Annotated in this window: 15 protein-coding genes; 8 read left to right on the forward strand and 7 right to left on the reverse strand. The window is 69.4% G+C overall.

Annotated elements, in window-relative coordinates; all coding sequences use genetic code 11:
- Window positions 1-11: 11 nt before the first annotated feature.
- Window positions 12-1,985: an aconitate hydratase gene (locus MKK52_RS01365; protein ID WP_243951952.1), complete on the reverse strand. Its 1,974-nt coding sequence runs from the start codon at window positions 1,983-1,985 to the stop codon at window positions 12-14.
- A 237-nt stretch (window positions 1,986-2,222) separates the two neighbouring features.
- Between MKK52_RS01365 and MKK52_RS01370 the strand changes: the two genes are divergently transcribed.
- The gene (locus MKK52_RS01370; RefSeq protein ID WP_243951953.1) at window positions 2,223-3,500 is read left to right on the forward strand and encodes a serine protease; all 1,278 of its coding nucleotides are present in this window, start codon (window positions 2,223-2,225) and stop codon (window positions 3,498-3,500) included.
- Window positions 3,501-3,510: 10 nt separating this feature from the next.
- Here MKK52_RS01370 and MKK52_RS01375 read toward each other — a convergent pair whose 3' ends face one another.
- A complete protein-coding gene (locus tag MKK52_RS01375) occupies window positions 3,511-3,666 on the reverse strand; it encodes a hypothetical protein (protein WP_007563230.1) in 156 nt (51 codons plus the stop codon).
- A gap of 233 nt (window positions 3,667-3,899) precedes the next feature.
- On the opposite strand from MKK52_RS01375, the gene MKK52_RS01380 reads away from it, so the two are divergent.
- Together MKK52_RS01380 and MKK52_RS01385 are read left to right on the forward strand one after the other, a co-directional pair.
- On the forward strand, window positions 3,900-4,244 hold the full coding sequence (locus MKK52_RS01380) for a nucleotidyltransferase family protein (protein ID WP_243951954.1): 345 nt from the start codon (window positions 3,900-3,902) through the stop codon (window positions 4,242-4,244).
- Window positions 4,241-4,696 carry a hypothetical protein gene (locus tag MKK52_RS01385; RefSeq protein ID WP_243951955.1) on the forward strand — a complete coding sequence of 152 codons (456 nt, stop codon included), beginning with the start codon at window positions 4,241-4,243 and terminating at the stop codon, window positions 4,694-4,696. Before MKK52_RS01380 ends, MKK52_RS01385 begins: the two co-directional genes overlap by 4 nt.
- On the opposite strand, the gene MKK52_RS01390 is transcribed toward MKK52_RS01385, so the two are convergent.
- The 5 genes from MKK52_RS01390 to MKK52_RS01410 all read right to left on the reverse strand — a co-directional run bounded on the left by MKK52_RS01390 (window position 4,639) and on the right by MKK52_RS01410 (window position 8,951).
- Window positions 4,639-5,664 (reverse strand): sulfate/molybdate ABC transporter ATP-binding protein, encoded by a 1,026-nt coding sequence (locus MKK52_RS01390; protein ID WP_243951987.1) that lies wholly within the window; start codon window positions 5,662-5,664, stop codon window positions 4,639-4,641. The genes MKK52_RS01385 and MKK52_RS01390 overlap by 58 nt on opposite strands.
- 16 nt (window positions 5,665-5,680) lie before the next feature.
- Window positions 5,681-6,562 (reverse strand): sulfate ABC transporter permease subunit CysW, encoded by an 882-nt coding sequence (gene cysW / locus MKK52_RS01395; RefSeq protein ID WP_243951956.1) that lies wholly within the window; start codon window positions 6,560-6,562, stop codon window positions 5,681-5,683.
- Window positions 6,555-7,436 (reverse strand): sulfate ABC transporter permease subunit CysT, encoded by an 882-nt coding sequence (gene cysT, locus MKK52_RS01400; protein WP_243951957.1) that lies wholly within the window; start codon window positions 7,434-7,436, stop codon window positions 6,555-6,557. Before cysT ends, cysW begins: the two co-directional genes overlap by 8 nt.
- A gap of 13 nt (window positions 7,437-7,449) precedes the next feature.
- Complete coding sequence (locus tag MKK52_RS01405) at window positions 7,450-8,463, reverse strand: sulfate ABC transporter substrate-binding protein (RefSeq protein WP_243951988.1); 1,014 nt, start codon at window positions 8,461-8,463, stop codon at window positions 7,450-7,452.
- A gap of 284 nt (window positions 8,464-8,747) precedes the next feature.
- Window positions 8,748-8,951 carry a NepR family anti-sigma factor gene (locus MKK52_RS01410; RefSeq protein ID WP_243951958.1) on the reverse strand — a complete coding sequence of 68 codons (204 nt, stop codon included), beginning with the start codon at window positions 8,949-8,951 and terminating at the stop codon, window positions 8,748-8,750.
- A gap of 209 nt (window positions 8,952-9,160) precedes the next feature.
- On the opposite strand from MKK52_RS01410, the gene MKK52_RS01415 reads away from it, so the two are divergent.
- The 5 genes from MKK52_RS01415 (at window position 9,161) to fdhE (ending at window position 15,656) form a co-directional block, all read left to right on the forward strand.
- Complete coding sequence (locus tag MKK52_RS01415) at window positions 9,161-9,493, forward strand: hypothetical protein (RefSeq protein WP_243951959.1); 333 nt, start codon at window positions 9,161-9,163, stop codon at window positions 9,491-9,493.
- 151 nt (window positions 9,494-9,644) lie between these two features.
- Window positions 9,645-12,725 carry a formate dehydrogenase-N subunit alpha gene (fdnG, locus tag MKK52_RS01420; protein ID WP_243951960.1) on the forward strand — a complete coding sequence of 1,027 codons (3,081 nt, stop codon included), beginning with the start codon at window positions 9,645-9,647 and terminating at the stop codon, window positions 12,723-12,725.
- A 15-nt stretch (window positions 12,726-12,740) separates the two neighbouring features.
- Window positions 12,741-13,673 carry a formate dehydrogenase subunit beta gene (gene fdxH / locus MKK52_RS01425; RefSeq protein ID WP_243951961.1) on the forward strand — a complete coding sequence of 311 codons (933 nt, stop codon included), beginning with the start codon at window positions 12,741-12,743 and terminating at the stop codon, window positions 13,671-13,673.
- 131 nt (window positions 13,674-13,804) lie between these two features.
- Window positions 13,805-14,527 (forward strand): formate dehydrogenase subunit gamma, encoded by a 723-nt coding sequence (locus MKK52_RS01430; protein WP_243951962.1) that lies wholly within the window; start codon window positions 13,805-13,807, stop codon window positions 14,525-14,527.
- 142 nt (window positions 14,528-14,669) lie between these two features.
- On the forward strand, window positions 14,670-15,656 hold the full coding sequence (gene fdhE, locus MKK52_RS01435) for a formate dehydrogenase accessory protein FdhE (RefSeq protein WP_243951963.1): 987 nt from the start codon (window positions 14,670-14,672) through the stop codon (window positions 15,654-15,656).
- The last annotated feature ends 3 nt before the right edge of the window (window positions 15,657-15,659 follow it).

Below are 15,659 nucleotides of genomic sequence, written 5' to 3' on the forward strand. Positions count from 1 at the left end.
CGGTGATGTTGTCAGGCGACCGTGCGGGCCGGCCCGTCCTTGCCGAGGCGGGCGCGCAGCCAGTTGATGACTCCGCCCGCCAGTAGCACCTCGACCTGTCGCGGCGACAGGCCGTGGGTGAGCCGGATCGTGTCCTTACCGCGCAGCGTGGCCGTGATGTCCCGGCCCGCCGCCAGGGCCTCGGCCACGCCCGTGATCTCGACGCTGTCACCGATCTCCAGCCCGTCGTAATCGGCCGGGTCGGCGAAGGTGAGCGGCAGGACCCCGAAATTCACGAGGTTCTGCCAGTGGATGCGGGCGAAGCTCTTGGCCAGCACCACCTCCAGTCCGAGGTAGCGCGGGGCGAGCGCCGCGTTCTCGCGGCTCGACCCCTGGCCGTAATTCAGGCCGCCGACGATGGCGTGGCCGGCGCGCTCCGCCCCGCCCTGCTTCGCGCGCTTCGGGTAGCTGTCGTCGATCGGCTCGAAGGTGAAGTCGGAGGTCTTGGGGATGTTCGACCAGTAGGGCATCACCCGCGCGCCCGCCGGCATGATGTCGTCGGTGGAGATGTCGTCGCCGGTCTTCAGCATCACCGGCACGCGGATATCCGCGCCGAGCTTGCCCAGTTCCGGCAGGGTGGTGATGTTCTCGGATTTCTCCAGCCGGACGGTGCGGGCCTCGGCCTCCGGCAGCGGGCCGAGCAGCATCGTCGTGTTGCCGGGCACCATCGCGGGCGGGACGAGGCGCGGATAGGGCATGTCCAGGGTGCGCGGATCGGTGATGACGCCGGTCAGCGCCGAGGCGGCGGCGGTCTCCGGGCTGCACAGGAACACGCTGTCCTCCCGCGTGCCGGAGCGGCCGGGGAAGTTGCGCGGCACGGTTCGGAGCGAATTGCGCCCCGAGGCGGGGGCCTGCCCCATGCCGATGCAGCCGTTGCAGCCCGCCTGATGCACCCGCGCCCCGGCATGGATCAGGTCCGAGAGCTGCCCGTCGCGGATCAGGGTCTCCAGCACCACCCGCGTCGAGGGGTTGATGTCGAAGGAGACCCGGTCGTGGGTCTGCTTGCCCTTCACGATGGCCGCCGCGACGGCGAAATCGCGAAAACCCGGATTGGCCGAGGAGCCGATATAGCTCTGGTAGATCTCGGTGCCCGCCACCTCCGAGACCGGCACGACGTTGCCGGGGCTCGAGGGCTTGGCGATCATCGGCACGAGGGTGGAGAGGTCGATCTCCTCGGACCTGTCGTAGGTGCAGCCCTCGTCGGCAGCGAGCGCCGAAAAGTCCCCGCCCCGGCCGACGCCGTCGAGGAAGGTCCGCACGGCCTCGTCCGCCGGGAACACGCTCGTCGTGGCCCCCATCTCGGCGCCCATGTTGGCGATGACGTGCCGGTCCATCGCCGTGAGGCCCGCGAGCCCCGGCCCATGATACTCGATGATCGTGCCGAACCCGCCCTCGACCCCGTGGCGGCCGAGGAGCGTGAGGATCACGTCCTTGGCGCTCACCCAGTCGGGCAGCGATCCGGTCAGCCTCACGCCCCAGACCTTCGGCATCCGGAGCCGCAGAGGCTCCCCCGCCATGGCGAGGGCCACCTCGACGCCGCCCGCGCCGAAGGCGAGCATCCCCAGCGATCCGGCCGCCGGGGTGTGGCTGTCCGAGCCGACCATGGTCTGCCCCGGCTTGCCGAAGCTCTGCATGTGGACCGGGTGGCTGATGCCGTTGCCGGGCCGCGAGTACCAGACGCCGAACTTCCGGCAGGCCGAGCGCAGGAACATATGCTCGTCGGCGTTCAGGTGGTCGTTCTGGACGAGGTTGTGGTCGATGTACTGGGCGGCGAGCGGGATCGCGACGCGCTCCACGCCCATCGCCTCCAATTCCAGCATCACGAGGCCGCCGAGCACGTCCTGCAGCAGCGCCTGATCGATCCGGAGGGCGATCTCGCCGCCGGGGGTGAGGTCGCCCTCGACGAGATGCGACTGGACGAGCTTCTGCGTCAAGTTCAACGCCACCGGGCTGCCTCCCATTCCGGCCGCGCCTTGGTCTCGGCGCGCCGACCGGCGCCCGGCGCGCGGCGCCGTCTTTGGCCAGCGGAACTAGACGGCCGAGAGCGGGGCGGAAGTCCGGCGGGGTGACAGAAGCCCGGTCCTGTCGGGCTTGGCCGCGGACCCCTGGCGCGGGGGCGGGCGCTCTGCCACCCTCGCCGTGGGATTCGGGAGGCCGATGTGAGCGCCATCGGATGTGGGCGGATGGTTTGGATTCTGGCGTTGGCCCTGCTGGCGCCGGCCGGGCCCGCCTCGGCGCAGACCCGGCCCCCGCCGCCGCCCGCCGCGAAACCCGCCGATCCGGCGATGGACGCCACCCGCGCCGCCTTCGAGGCCCTGCCCGAGCCCGAGCGGAAGGCGCTGCAGGACGCCCTGGTCTGGACCGGCGACTTCAACGGCGTGGTCTCCGGCGGCTTCGGGAGGCGCACCTTCGAGGCGTTGCAGGCCTTCGCCGCCCGCGCCCGCCTCGCCGATCCCCTGACCGCCGAGGGCCGGACGGCGTTGCGCGCGGCCGGCGAGGCGGCGCGGAAGGCCGCGCGGTTCCGCGTCCAGGCCGATCCCGTCAGCGGCGCCGTCGTCGGCGTGCCCGAGGCGCTGCTTGCCAAGCGCACCGCCCTCCCCTCCGGCACCCGCTGGCAGAGTGCGGACGGGAAGGTGACGTTCGAGACCCGCGCCTATCCGCCGGAGGCCGAGACCCTGGAGGGTCTGTTCGAGCGGGCGAACGCGCCCCTGAACGGCCGCAAGGTGACCTACCGCCTGCAGAAGCCGGATTTCGTGGTCGTCACCGCCGAGACGGCGACCGGCCTGTCCTACACCCGCTATGCCGCCGGGCCGCAGGGAATCCGGGGCTTCCTCATCGGCTACGACCGGGCGCTCGCCGGGGAGGTCGGCCGCCTCGTGATCGCCATGGCGAACGCCTTCGAGCCGTTCCCGGCGGCGGCGCCGGTCGCCGCGACGCCTGCGCCCTCCCCGGCGCCCGCCGTCGCGCCGGCCCGACTCGTGGCGACCGGCCTCGCCGTCGCGCCGGGCCGGGTTCTGGCGGTGGTGCCGGAGGGCTGCGCCGGAACGCTCGCCCGCGATCCGTCCGGCCTCGCCCTGGTGGAGGTCGCGGGCGCGAAGCCGGCGGCGCTGGCCCTGGCGGAGAGCCTCGCGGACGGGCCGGTCGTCGCCCTCGCGGCGGGGGCGGAGGGCGTGGCGGCGGTGCCGGGGACGGTGATGGAAGGACGGGTGACGGCGCCGTTGCAGCCGGGCTCGGCGGGGGCTCCGCTGTTCGGAGCCCAAGGGCGTCTGGCGGGGCTGGTGGCGGCCTATCCGGCCGCGCCGCGCCTCGTGGCCGGGGTGGCGCCGCCGACAAGCCTGCCGGTCGTGACGGCGGCGGCCATCGCGGCGTTCCTGGCGGGGAAGGGCATCGCCCTGTCCGGGGCGAGGGAGGCGGGCCCCGCCGGAGCGGCGCCCGCCATCGTAGGCCTCACCTGCCGGTGAGGCCAGAGCCTCAGAGCCGGCCGGTGACCAGCAGGACGATCAGGACGATCAGCAGGATGCCGCCGAGACCGAAGCCCGGGCCGCGATAGGCGCCGCCGCCGAGGAAACCGCCGCCGCCGAAGGCGAGGATGATCAGGATGATGAGGAGAATGGTAACGAGGGACATGAAGCGGATCTCCGGGCGGTCGCATGGGGCGAGCGTGACCGTTCAAACGCCGCGACAATTCGTTCTGTTCAGGGGAATCCGCAGTTTTTTGTGAGTCGGCTCGCGGATGTGGCGCGCAGGCTCACACGTGCCAGTCCGGCAGGGGCGGCGCAGGCGGATCGGCGGCGTTGTTCCGAGGGCGGCCGGGATGGGGTATAGAGGCGTCGAGCCCGATCACCGCCACGATGACGGTCATGACGACGACCGATCCCAGCCTCATCACGGTTCCCGCGCGCAAGGCCGCCGAACGCGCCCGCCGTATCCGGGCCGCCGAGGCGACGGTCGCGCGGATGCGGGCCTATGCGGAGCGCGAGGCAGGACGCCTCTGGGTGTTCGGCTCCTTCGTCACCGGCCGCATGGACCATGACAGCGACCTCGACGTGATGATCGATTTCCCCGCCGCCGGGCGCCGGGCGGCCTGGGACTTCCTCGAAGCCCTTTCGGCCGAGCATGGCCTGCCGCTGGACGTGTTCGAACGGGCGACGACGAAGCCCGCCTTCGTCGCCCGCGTCGAGGCCGACGGGCTGCGCCTGCCGTGACCGATGCGCGCTGGCTCGACGTCGAGGACGATCTCGGGGCGGCGATCCGCCATTTCGGCAACGCCGCCCGCCTCTACGAGGCAGGGGGCTTCGACGCCCCCGACCTCGACGGCTACAGGGCCCGGATGGGCTTGCAGCACGCGATGCAGGCCGGACACACGTCCCTCGAAGGCGCCCTCCATCGCATCCTCGACATCCTCGGCGAGGATGGACCGACCGGCCCGAACTCCCATGCGGATCTCATCCGCCGCGTTTCGCGTCCGGTGAGCCTGCCCGACCGGAGCGGGCCGCGCCCTCGATCGAGGCCGCGAGACGGCTCGCGCAGACCCTTGCGCCCTGCCTCCGCCTGTTCAGGGACCGGATCGATCCCCCGGCGAGCGGCTGACGCGGAGCCTCACCCGAACACATACCCCCCGTTGATCCGCAGCCCCACCGGATGCCCGGCGGCGTAGCGGACGCCGTCGAAATCCTCGACGGCGAGGATCTGGCCGCCTGCCTCCTCGACCTCGATCCGCTGGCGGCCCTGGCTGCGGTAGGAGGAGCGCACCGTGCCCGAGAGATGCGCCGCCTCCAGCTCCACCAGCTGGAGCTGCCACGGGCGCACATGGAGCTTCACCGGGCCGATGATTCCGGGGCGCGCGCTCACCGGGGTCTCCCGGCCGCGCACGCTCACCCGGCCGCCCTCGGCGATGGCCTCGACCTCGACGGAATCGCCGAGGAACTTCAGCACGGTCGCCGAGACCGGGTTCTCCTGAACCTCGTCCGGCGTGCCGACCTGCTCCAGGCGGCCCCGGTCGAGCACCGCCACCCGGTCGGAGAGTTCCAGCGCCTCGTCCTGATCGTGGGTCACGAAGATCGTGGTCTGGCCGGTGCGGTCGTGGATCTCCCGCAGCCAGCGGCGCAGGTCCTTTCGCACTTGCGCGTCGAGCGCCCCGAAGGGCTCGTCGAGCAGCAGCACGCGCGGCTCTACGGCGAGCGCGCGGGCCAGCGCCACGCGCTGGCGCTGGCCGCCGGAGAGCTGCGACGGGTAGCGGTCGCCGAAGCCCGAGAGGCGGATCAGGTCGAGGAGGTCCCCCACCCGGCGCTTGATCTCGGCCTTGGCCGGGCGGTCGGCCCGCCGCCGCGCGTTGAGGCCGTAGGCGATGTTGTCGGCCACGCTCATGTGCTTGAAAAGGGCGTAGTGCTGGAACACGAAGCCCACCGCCCGCTGCTGCACGGGCAGGCCGGTGGCGTCGTCGCCCCCGAACAGGATGCGCCCGCGATCCGGCGCGTCGAGCCCGGCGATGATGCGCAGGAGCGTCGTCTTGCCCGAGCCCGAGGGGCCGAGCAGGCCGAGCAACTCCCCCGCTCTCACGTCGAGGGAGAGGTCGTGCAGGACGGCGGCCGTGTCGAAGGTCTTCGTGACCGCCTCGACGCGGATCGCCGTCGAGGCCCGCTCAGTGCTTCCGGCCCGCGGCGAGCTCGTCGCTGAAGCGCCATTCGAGGACGGATTTGACGACGAGTGTGACAAGGGCGAGGGCTGCGAGGAGCGAAGCGACGGCGAAAGCGGCGACGAAGTTGTACTCATTGTAGAGGATCTCCACGTGGAGCGGCATCGTGTTCGTCAGTCCCCGGATGTGGCCGGAGACGACGGAGACCGCGCCGAACTCGCCCATCGCGCGGGCATTGCAGAGCAGGACGCTGTAGAGCAGCCCCCAGCGGATGTTGGGCAGGGTGACGGTGAGGAAGGCGTGGAAGCCGGGGGCGCCGAGCGTCAGCGCGGCCTCCTCCTCCGACGAGCCCTGCTCCTGCATCAGCGGGATCAGTTCCCGCGCGACGAAGGGGAAGGTGACGAAGATCGTCGCCAGCACGATGCCCGGCAGGGCGAACAGGATCTGGATGTTGTGCGCCTGCAGCCAGCCGCCGAACAGGCCCTGGCTGCCGAACAGCAGCACGTAGATCAGCCCCGACACGACCGGCGAGACCGAGAACGGCAGGTCGATCAGCGTGATCAGGAACGTCTTGCCGGGGAACTCGAACTTGGCGATCGCCCAGGAGGCGGCCACCCCGAAGACGAGGTTGAACGGCACGGCGATGGCCGCCACCGTCAGGGTCAGCCGGATGGCCGAGAGGGCGTCGGGCTCGCGGAAGGCGTCGAGATAGGCCGAGACGCCGTGGCTGAGCGCCTGCACGAACACCGCCGCCAGCGGTAGCACGAGGAACAGGGCGAGGAAGGTGATCGCGACCCCGATGAGGAGCGCGCGCACCCCCGCCCCCTCCCCCGCCACGGGGGCGGGCCGGGCCTCGGTGAGGCGGACGGGCGAGAAGATCTCAGACATAGCCGAACCTCTTCCGGCTCCACGCCTGGATCAGGTTGATCGCGAGCAGGGTCAGGAACGAGATCCCGAGCATGATCGTCGCGATGGCCGCCGCGCCGCCGTAATCGAACTCGGACAGCTTGATGACGATCAGCAGCGGGGCGATCTCCGACACGTAAGGAAGGTTGCCGGCGATGAAGATCACCGAGCCGTATTCCCCGACCCCCCGGGCGAAGGCGAGGGCGAAGCCGGTGAGCACCGCCGGGATCAGCGGGGGCAGCACCACCTTCAGGAGCGTCGCGCGGCGGGTGGCGCCAAGGGTGGCCGAGGCCTCCTCGATCTCCTTGTCGATCTCGGCGATCAGCGGCTGCACCGTGCGCACGGCGAAGGGCAGGCCGACGAAGGTCATGGCCACGAACACGCCGAGCGGCGTGTAGGCGACCTGGATGCCCAGCCGGTCCAGCGGCGCGCCGATCAGCCCATCCGGGGCGTAGAGGGAGGCCAGCGCGATGCCGGCCACGGCGGTCGGCAGGGCGAAGGGCAGGTCGACGGCGGCGTCGACGATCTTGCGGCCGGGAAACGTGTAGCGGGTCAGCACCCAGGCGACGATGAAGCCGAAGACCGAGGCCACGAGGGCCGCGAGCAGCGACACGCCGAAGCTCAGCTTCAGGGCGCTCGCCACGCGGGGATCGGTCGCCACGTCCCAGATGCCGGAAAAGCCTAGCCCGGAGGCGCGGGCCACCAGGGCCGCCAGCGGCAGCAGCACCACGAGGCCGAGGCAGGCCAGGGTGTAGCCGAAGCTCAGGCCGAAGCCCGGCAGCACGCTCGGGCGGCGGAAGCGCCACGCCGGACGGGGGGAAGCCCCCGCATCGGCGGGGGCGAGGGTCGAAGCCATCGCGAAGGACTCTCTAGCGGCCGGCGCGGCTGAGGCGGTCGAACAGCCCGCCGGAATCGAAGTTCTTCGCCTGGATATCGTCCCAGGAGCCCTGGTAATCCTCGATTTTGAAGAGCTTCACGTCCGGCAGGCCGGCGGAGGCGGCGGCCTGCGCCTTGAACGGGCGATAATGGTGCTTGGCGAAGATCGCCTGTGCCTCGTCCGTGTAGAGGAAATCGAGATAGGCTTGGGCGGTCTTGGTCGTGCCCTTGCGGTCGGCGTTGCCGGGCACCAGCGCCACCGGCGGCTCCGCGTAGATAGAGGTCGGCGGGACCACGATGTCGAAATTGTCGGCGCCGAATTCCTGCAGGACGAGGTAGGCCTCGTTCTCCCAGGTGGGCAGCACGTCGCCGAGCTTGCGCTGGGCGAAGGTCACGGTGGAGCCCCGCGCCCCGGTGTCGAGGACGGGCACGTTCTTGTAGAGTTGGCCGACGAAGGCTTCGGCCTTGGCCGCGTCCTTGTCCTGGCCGTAGGCGTAGCCCCAGGCGGCGAGGAAGTTCCAGCGCCCGCCCGCCGAGGTCTTCGGGTTCGGGGTGATGACCTTCACGTCCGGCTTGGCGAGGTCCGGCCAGTCCTTCACGCCCTTCGGGTTGCCTTTGCGGACGAGGAACACCACCGTCGAGGTGTAGGGCAGCGACTCGTTCGGCAGCTTGCCGCGCCAGTCGGCCGGAATCTTCTTCGTCAACCGGGCGATGGCGTCGATGTCGGAGGGGATGCCGAGCGTCACCACGTCGGCATCGACCCCGTCGATCACCGTCCGCGCCTGGGCGCCCGAGCCGCCATGGGAGGCGCGCACCGTCACGTCCTCGCCGGTCTTGGCCTTCCAGCTCTTGGCGAAGGCGTCGTTGATCTCGCGGTAGAGTTCGCGGGTCGGATCGTAGGAGACGTTCAGGAGGGCGGTCTGCGCCCGCGCGGAGGGGGCGGCGAGGCCGAGAGACACGGCGCCGAGCAGGGCGAGGCAACCCGCCCGCGTCGTCGAGAGCCACATCTTCCGCATCCGATCCTCCGGCCGAGCCCGGACCACAATCCGGGAAACGGGGGAGAGTTCGTTCTTTCTAACGAACGAAGTCAAGGGAGACCGCCGGGCGCGCGAGGGCCCGGGCGGACGGTCGATCGGTGCGTAAGGAGGAAATAGGCTCGATGCGCGGAGACGGGAACGAGCATCTTCTCCGGCCGCCGCCGAACCCAGATGAAAAGTCTCGCCGCGGCCGGTTTGATAGAAAGAACGACCTCATGTGCGATGGCGCACAGGAAAACCGGGTGCGAAGCGCCTCAGCCGGCCGTCTTGTCGAGCTGGGCGAGCAGGGCTTCGAGGCGTTCGCCGACGGGGGCGGAGAGGGAATCGGCGTAGTGGCCGCGCAGGGTCTGGCCGAGGTGCCGGCGCACGGTCGGGCTCAGGGGCGGCGCGTCGGCGGGATCCATCGCCGGGATGGGATCGACGCTGTGGGGCGGCCGCTCGGCTTGCGTCTTGGACATGGCGGCGGATCTCGCGCGGGAGAACTCGGAGAGAGAACTCGGGGCAGACGGGGGCAGGCAGCCAGACGATGGCACTCCTTGGTTAACGAGGTCTCACTGCGCCGGCGGCCCCTGCCCTTGCCGCCCTTGCCGCCCTTGCGACGACCGGCGCCGGAACTGGGCCGGCGGGGTGACGTTCCCCGGAACCACCCGAATCTCCGGAGACACCCGTGCCGCGCCTGTCCGCCGCCCTCGCCGTCCTTCTGCTCGCCGCCTCCCCCGCCCTCGCCCAGACCAAGCCCGGCGAGATCAAGGGCGTGGATGCCATGGGCGACAAATCCCGCAGCGCGCAGGACGGCTGGAGCCAAGCGCCCGTCCCGCGCGAGGAATCCGCCGCGAAGGATGCGCCGAACCCCGGCGGCAAGAGCATCTCGGAGAACAAGGACCGCCCGGTGCCCGCCGCGAGCCCCACTGGCACCTCCGCCACCGACCCGCAGGCGCCGCTCCCGAACCGCGTCCCGTCGCCCTCGGGCGACAATCCGGCGGCTCCGTCCAAGCAATAAAACCGTCGTTGCCAGAAGGGATTAAGGTCCGGTGAAAATCGTGACGGAGCGCGACGACAAAATCGCGTTCCGTGTCAGCGGACCGCACTTGCCTTGCACGCCATTCTCTGGGACAGGTTCGAATTATACCAGTTTTCACTTGGGAGTGGACATGACGGTCCAGGTCTCCCGGCGCGGCCTGTTAAAGGGTGTCGGCGCCGGTCTTGCAGGAGGGTCCCTCGGGGCCCTCGGCTTCGGCGGGTTGGAACCCGCCATGGCCGCCGCGGTGCGGCCCTTCAAGCTCGCGCAGATGCGCGAGACGCGGAACACCTGCCCCTATTGCTCGGTGGCCTGCGGCGTCATCCTGTACAGCCTGGGTGACCGCTCGAAGAACGCCCGCTCCTCGGTGATGCACATCGAGGGCGATCCGGACCATCCGGTCAACCGCGGCACCCTGTGCCCGAAGGGCTCGGCGCTGCTGGACTTCGTCCACGCCGAGACCCGCACCAAGTACCCGCTCTACCGGGCGCCGGGCACCTCCGAGTTCAAGCGCGTCTCCTGGGATCACGCCCTCGACCGGATCGCCGCCCTCCTGAAGGAGGACCGGGACCGCAACTTCGTGGCCAAGAACGGCGACCTCACGGTCAACCGCTGGACCACGACGGGCTTCCTCGGGGCCTCGGCCACCACCAACGAGACGGCTTGGCTCACCTACAAGGTGGTCCGAAGCATGGGGGCCCTGGTCTTCGACAACCAGGCCAGAGTTTGACACGGTCCGTCGGTCGCCAGTTTGGCGCCCTCCTTCGGACGCGGTGCGATGACCAACCTTTGGATGGACATCAAGCACGCGGACGTCATCACCGTGATGGGCGGCAATGCCGCCGAAGCTCACCCCTGCGGCTTCAAGTGGGTCGTCGAGGCGAAGGCGCATAACAACGCCAAGCTCATCGTCGTGGACCCGCGCTTCACCCGCACGGCGTCGGTGGCCGACCTCTACTGCCCGATCCGGCAGGGGACGGACATCGCGTTCCTGTCGGGCGTGGCCAAGTACCTGCTCGACAACGACAAGATCCAGCACCGCTACGTCTCGGCGTTCACCAACGCCGGCTACGTCGTGCGTGAGGGCTACGACTTCAGCGAAGGCCTGTTCGCTGGCTACGACGCCGACAAGCGGGATTACGACAAGACCACCTGGGACTACGAGATCGGCCCCGACGGCTACGCCGTGGTCGACGAGACGATGCAGAACCCGCGCTGCGTCATGCAGCTCCTGAAGAAGCACGTCTCCATCTACACCCCGGAGATGGTCGAGACGATCTGCGGCTCGCCCAAGGAGACCTTCCTGAAGGTCTGCGAGATGATCGCGACCACGTCGTCGCCGGAGCGGGTCATGACCTCGCTCTACGCGCTCGGCTGGACGCACCACTCGAAGGGCTCGCAGAACATCCGCTCGATGTGCATCGTGCAGACGCTGCTCGGGAACATCGGCATGCTCGGCGGCGGCATGAACGCCCTGCGCGGCCACTCCAACATCCAGGGGCTGACCGATATCGGGCTGATGAGCAACCTCATCCCCGGCTATCTCAACATCCCCGTGGAGAAGGAGCCCGACTACGCGAGCTACATCGCCAAGCGGCAGTTCAAGCCGCTGCGTCCGGGTCAGACGAGCTACTGGCAGAACTACAACAAGTTCTTCGTCTCGTTCCAGAAGGCGATGTGGGGCGACAAGGCGGCCAAGGAGAACGACTGGGCCTACGACTACCTGCCCAAGCTCGACGTGCCGACCTACGACGTGCTGCGTGGGTTCGAGCTCGCCAAGCAGGGCAAGATGACCGGCTACGTCATCCAGGGCTTCAACCCCCTGCTGTCGTTCCCGAATCGCGCCAAGATGACGGAAGCCTTCTCCAAGATGAAGTTCATCGTGGTGATGGATCCGCTCAAGACCGAGACGGCCCGGTTCTGGGAGAACCACGGCGAGTACAATCCCGTGGATCCGACCCAGATCCAGACCGAGGTGTTCGAGCTGCCGACCACCCTGTTCGTCGAGGAGGAGGGCTCCCTCTCCAACTCGTCGCGTTGGCTCCAGTGGCACTGGCAGGCACAGGAGCCGCCGGGCGAGTGCCGGTCGGACATCGACATCATGGCGGAGATCCACCTCCGCATGAAGGCGCTGTACGAGAAGGACGGGGGCGCCTTCCCCGACCCGATCGTCAACCTGACCTGGAACTACGCCGTCGCGGACGCGCCGACGCCGACCGAGCTCGCCCGCGAGCTCAACGGCTACACGGTCGCCCCGACCACCGACCTGAACGGGGCTCCGCTCCCGGCCGGGCGGCAGGTGGACGGCTTCGCCCAGCTCAAGGACGACGGGACGACGGCCTGTGGCTGCTGGATCTATTCCGGCTGCTACACCGAGAAGGGCAACATGATGGCCCGCCGGGACAACACCGATCCCGGCGACAAGGGCATCGCCCCGAACTGGGCCTTCGCATGGCCCGCCAACCGGCGGGTGCTCTACAACCGCGCCTCCTGCGACCCCGAGGGCAAGCCGTGGTCGGAGAAGAAGAAGCTCATCGAGTGGAACGGCAAGCAGTGGGTCGGCTTCGACGTGCCGGACTACGGCGTGACCGTGGCGCCCGATAAGGGCATCGGTCCGTTCATCCTGAACCAGGAGGGTGTCGCCCGCCTGTGGACCCGAGGTCTCATGCGCGACGGGCCGTTCCCGACGCATTACGAGCCCTTCGAGTCCCCGGTGCAGAACGTCGCCTTCCCGAAGATCAAGGGCGCTCCGGCGGCCCGCATCTTCAAGGACGACCTGGCCGACCTCGGCGACGCGAAGGAGTTCCCCTACGCGGCGACGAGCTACCGCCTGACCGAGCACTTCCACGGCTGGACCAAGCACGCCCGGATCAACGCGATCCTCCAGCCGGAGGCCTTCGTGGAGATCTCGGAGGAGCTGGCCAAGGAGAAGGGCATCGCCAAGGGCGCATGGGTCCGCGTCTGGTCGAAGCGCGGCTCGTTGAAGGCCAAGGCCGTGGTGACCAAGCGGATCAAGCCGCTGATCTGTGACGGCAAGCCCGTCCACGTCGTCGGCATCCCGCAGCACTGGGGCTTCATGGGCCTGACCAAGAAGGGATGGCACCCGAACTCGCTGACGCCCGTCGTCGGCGATGCCAACACCGAGACGCCGGAGTTCAAGGCCTGGCTCGTGAACATCGAGCCGACCACTCCGCCCTCGGATGCGGTCGCGTAAGGGGGAGCATGCATCATGGCTGACTATAGCTCCCTCGACATCCGCCAGCGCTCCGCCTCCACGGAGACGCCGCCGGAGATCCGCCGTCAGGTGGAGGTCGCCAAGCTCATCGACGTGTCGAAGTGCATCGGCTGCAAGGCCTGCCAATCGGCCTGCGAGGAGTGGAACGACCTCCGCGACGACGTGGGCGTCAATACGGGCACCTACCAGAACCCGCACGACCTCACGGCCAAGACCTGGACCCTGATGCGGTTCGAGGAATACGAGAATCCTCAGACCAACCACCTCGAATGGCTGATCCGCAAGGACGGCTGCATGCACTGCACGGAGCCGGGCTGCCTCAAGGCGTGCCCGTCCCCGGGCGCCATCGTGCAGTACTCCAACGGCATCGTGGACTTCATCGAGGAGAACTGCATCGGCTGCGGCTATTGCGTGAAGGGCTGCCCCTTCAACATCCCGCGCATCAGCCAGACCGACCACAAGGCGTACAAGTGCACCCTGTGCTCGGACCGGGTGGCGGTGGGTCAGGCTCCGGCCTGCGCCAAGGCCTGCCCGACCGGCTCGATCATGTTCGGCACCAAGCAGGCGATGATCGAGCAGGCGAATTCCCGCATCGACGACCTCAAGTCGCGCGGGTTCGAGCATGCCGGCCTGTACGACCCGGCGGGCGTCGGGGGCACGCACGTCATGTACGTGCTGCACCACAACGACCAGCCGAGCCTCTACTCGGGCCTGCCGAACGATCCGAAGATCTCGCCCCTCGTCGCCTTCTGGAAGGGTGGCGCCAAGGTGTTCGGTCTGGCGGCGATGGGCTTCGCGGCCGTCGCCGGCTTCTTCCACTACGTCACGGCGGGGCCGAACGAGGTCGCGCCCGAGGAAGAGGAAGAGGCGGTCGAGATGGCCGGGTCGAAGCGCCGTCAGGACGGCGGTGAGGCACGGCCGCACTGAAGTAAGGGGTTTCCAAAGGGCATGCCCTTTGGTGGGGTGCCGGGGCGAAGCCCCGGCATCTCGCAGGGTTCCACCCTGCACCCGCAAAAGGGATGATCCCTTTTGAAACCCATGATTTCCGGGTGAAGCCGATGACGATCCACACCGACATCCGCGACGGCGAGACCCGTCCGCTCCACCAGGACAAGGGGAGCGCGCCGGAGGTCATCTACGTGCCGCGCTACACCGGCCTGCAGCGGGTGAACCACTGGATCACCGCGATCCTGTTCACCCTGCTGACCCTGTCCGGGCTGGCGATGTTCTCGCCCTACCTGTTCTCGCTGACCGGCCTGTTCGGCGGCGGACAGGCGACGCGTTCGATCCATCCGTGGTTCGGCGTGGCCCTGGCGGTGAGCTTCGTGTTCCTGTTCATCCGCTTCTGGCGGCTCAACATCCCCAACCGGGACGATGTCGAGTGGACCAAGAAGATCGGCGACGTGGTGACCAACCGCGAGGATCGCCTGCCCGAACTCGGCAAGTACAATGCCGGGCAGAAGATGGTGTTCTGGGGCCAGACCGGCCTGATCGCCGTGATGCTCGTCTCGGGCCTCGTGATCTGGAACACCTATTTCGGCGGGCTCACCACCATCGAGACCCAGCGCTGGGCGCTGCTCGCCCACTCGCTGGCGGCGGTCATCGCCATCGCCATCATCGTCGTGCATATCTATGCCGGCATCTGGGTGCGCGGCACCGGCCGGGCGATGGTGCGCGGCACCGTCACCGGCGGCTGGGCCTACCGGCACCACCGCAAGTGGTTCCGCCAGCTCGCGGGCGGCAACGCCCGCAAGGGTCCGGTCGACAAGCGGGGGTCGTAGGACCCTCTCCCTCGCCGTCATTGCGAGCGAAGCGAAGCAATCCAGGGAAGCGCCACGTCCTCCGAGGTCGCGCCGCCCTGGATTGCTTCGCGTTGCTCGCAATGACGGTAGAGTAGAACGAGACGCAGAGGACACGTCAGCCGTGGTTCGGTTCTTCAAACGCGGCTCGGCGAAGGATGACGCCGAGCCCGCTCCTGTCGCAAAGAAGTCCTTCGACGAGATCAAGCCCGATCCCGACAAGATCGGTATCTCCGGTTCGGTGCCCTTCGTGCGCCTGCCGGAGCCGGGATCGCTGTTCAAGGCCCGTGCCGAGCGCCTGCTCGCCCTGGCCCCCGGCCATACGCTCGAAGCCTATCTGCGCCTCGTGGCCGAGATCGCCCGGGCGCAGGCCGTGGTCGAGGCCGAGCGCGCGGCCGCCGGCTGGGACGTGACCGACCCCGACGAGGCCGGGCGGGCCCTGCGCGTCGAGCACGGCATGCCCCCCCTCTCCCGCCACGTCATCGAGGCCGACCCGAGCTTCCACGCCTGTCTCGACGGCCTGCTCGACGCCCTCGACCTCTCCGCCGCGCCGGAACAGGTCCGCGCGGCGCGCGACGGCCTGCGCGCGGCCTCCAAGGAAGACCGCCTCGACCTCGCGGTGCAGGTCTTCGAGGGCGCGATCCCCGTCGAGCGGGTGGCGGAATGCCTGTTCGTCTCGGCGGCGTTGCAGGTCTGCCTCGCCCGCCGGGCGGCCCGGCTCGACGCCAAGGCGCTGAAGCCGGTGGCGGACGGCGTCTGCCCCTGCTGCGGCGGCGCGCCGACGGCGAGCGTCGTCGTGTCCTGGACGCCGGCCGACAAGGCCCGCTACCTCAGCTGCTCCCTCTGCGGCACCCTGTGGAACCACGTCCGCATCCGCTGCACCGCCTGCGGCGACGGCGAGGGCGTGAGCTATTACGGGCTCGACGAGGTCGCAAAGGACGTGCAGGTCGAGACCTGCACCGCCTGCCATAGCTACCTGAAGCACCTGCACCAGCACCGGACGCCGGACCTCGATCCGGTCGCCGACGACATCGCCTCCTACGGGCTCGATCTGAAGATCGCCGAGGAGGGGTTCCGGCGCGCGGGCCTGAACCTGCTGTTCGTGGTGTGAGCC

It is taken from the genome of Methylobacterium sp. J-067, from assembly GCF_022829465.1.
In the GTDB taxonomy this organism is placed as follows: Bacteria; Pseudomonadota; Alphaproteobacteria; order Rhizobiales; family Beijerinckiaceae; genus Methylobacterium; species Methylobacterium litchii.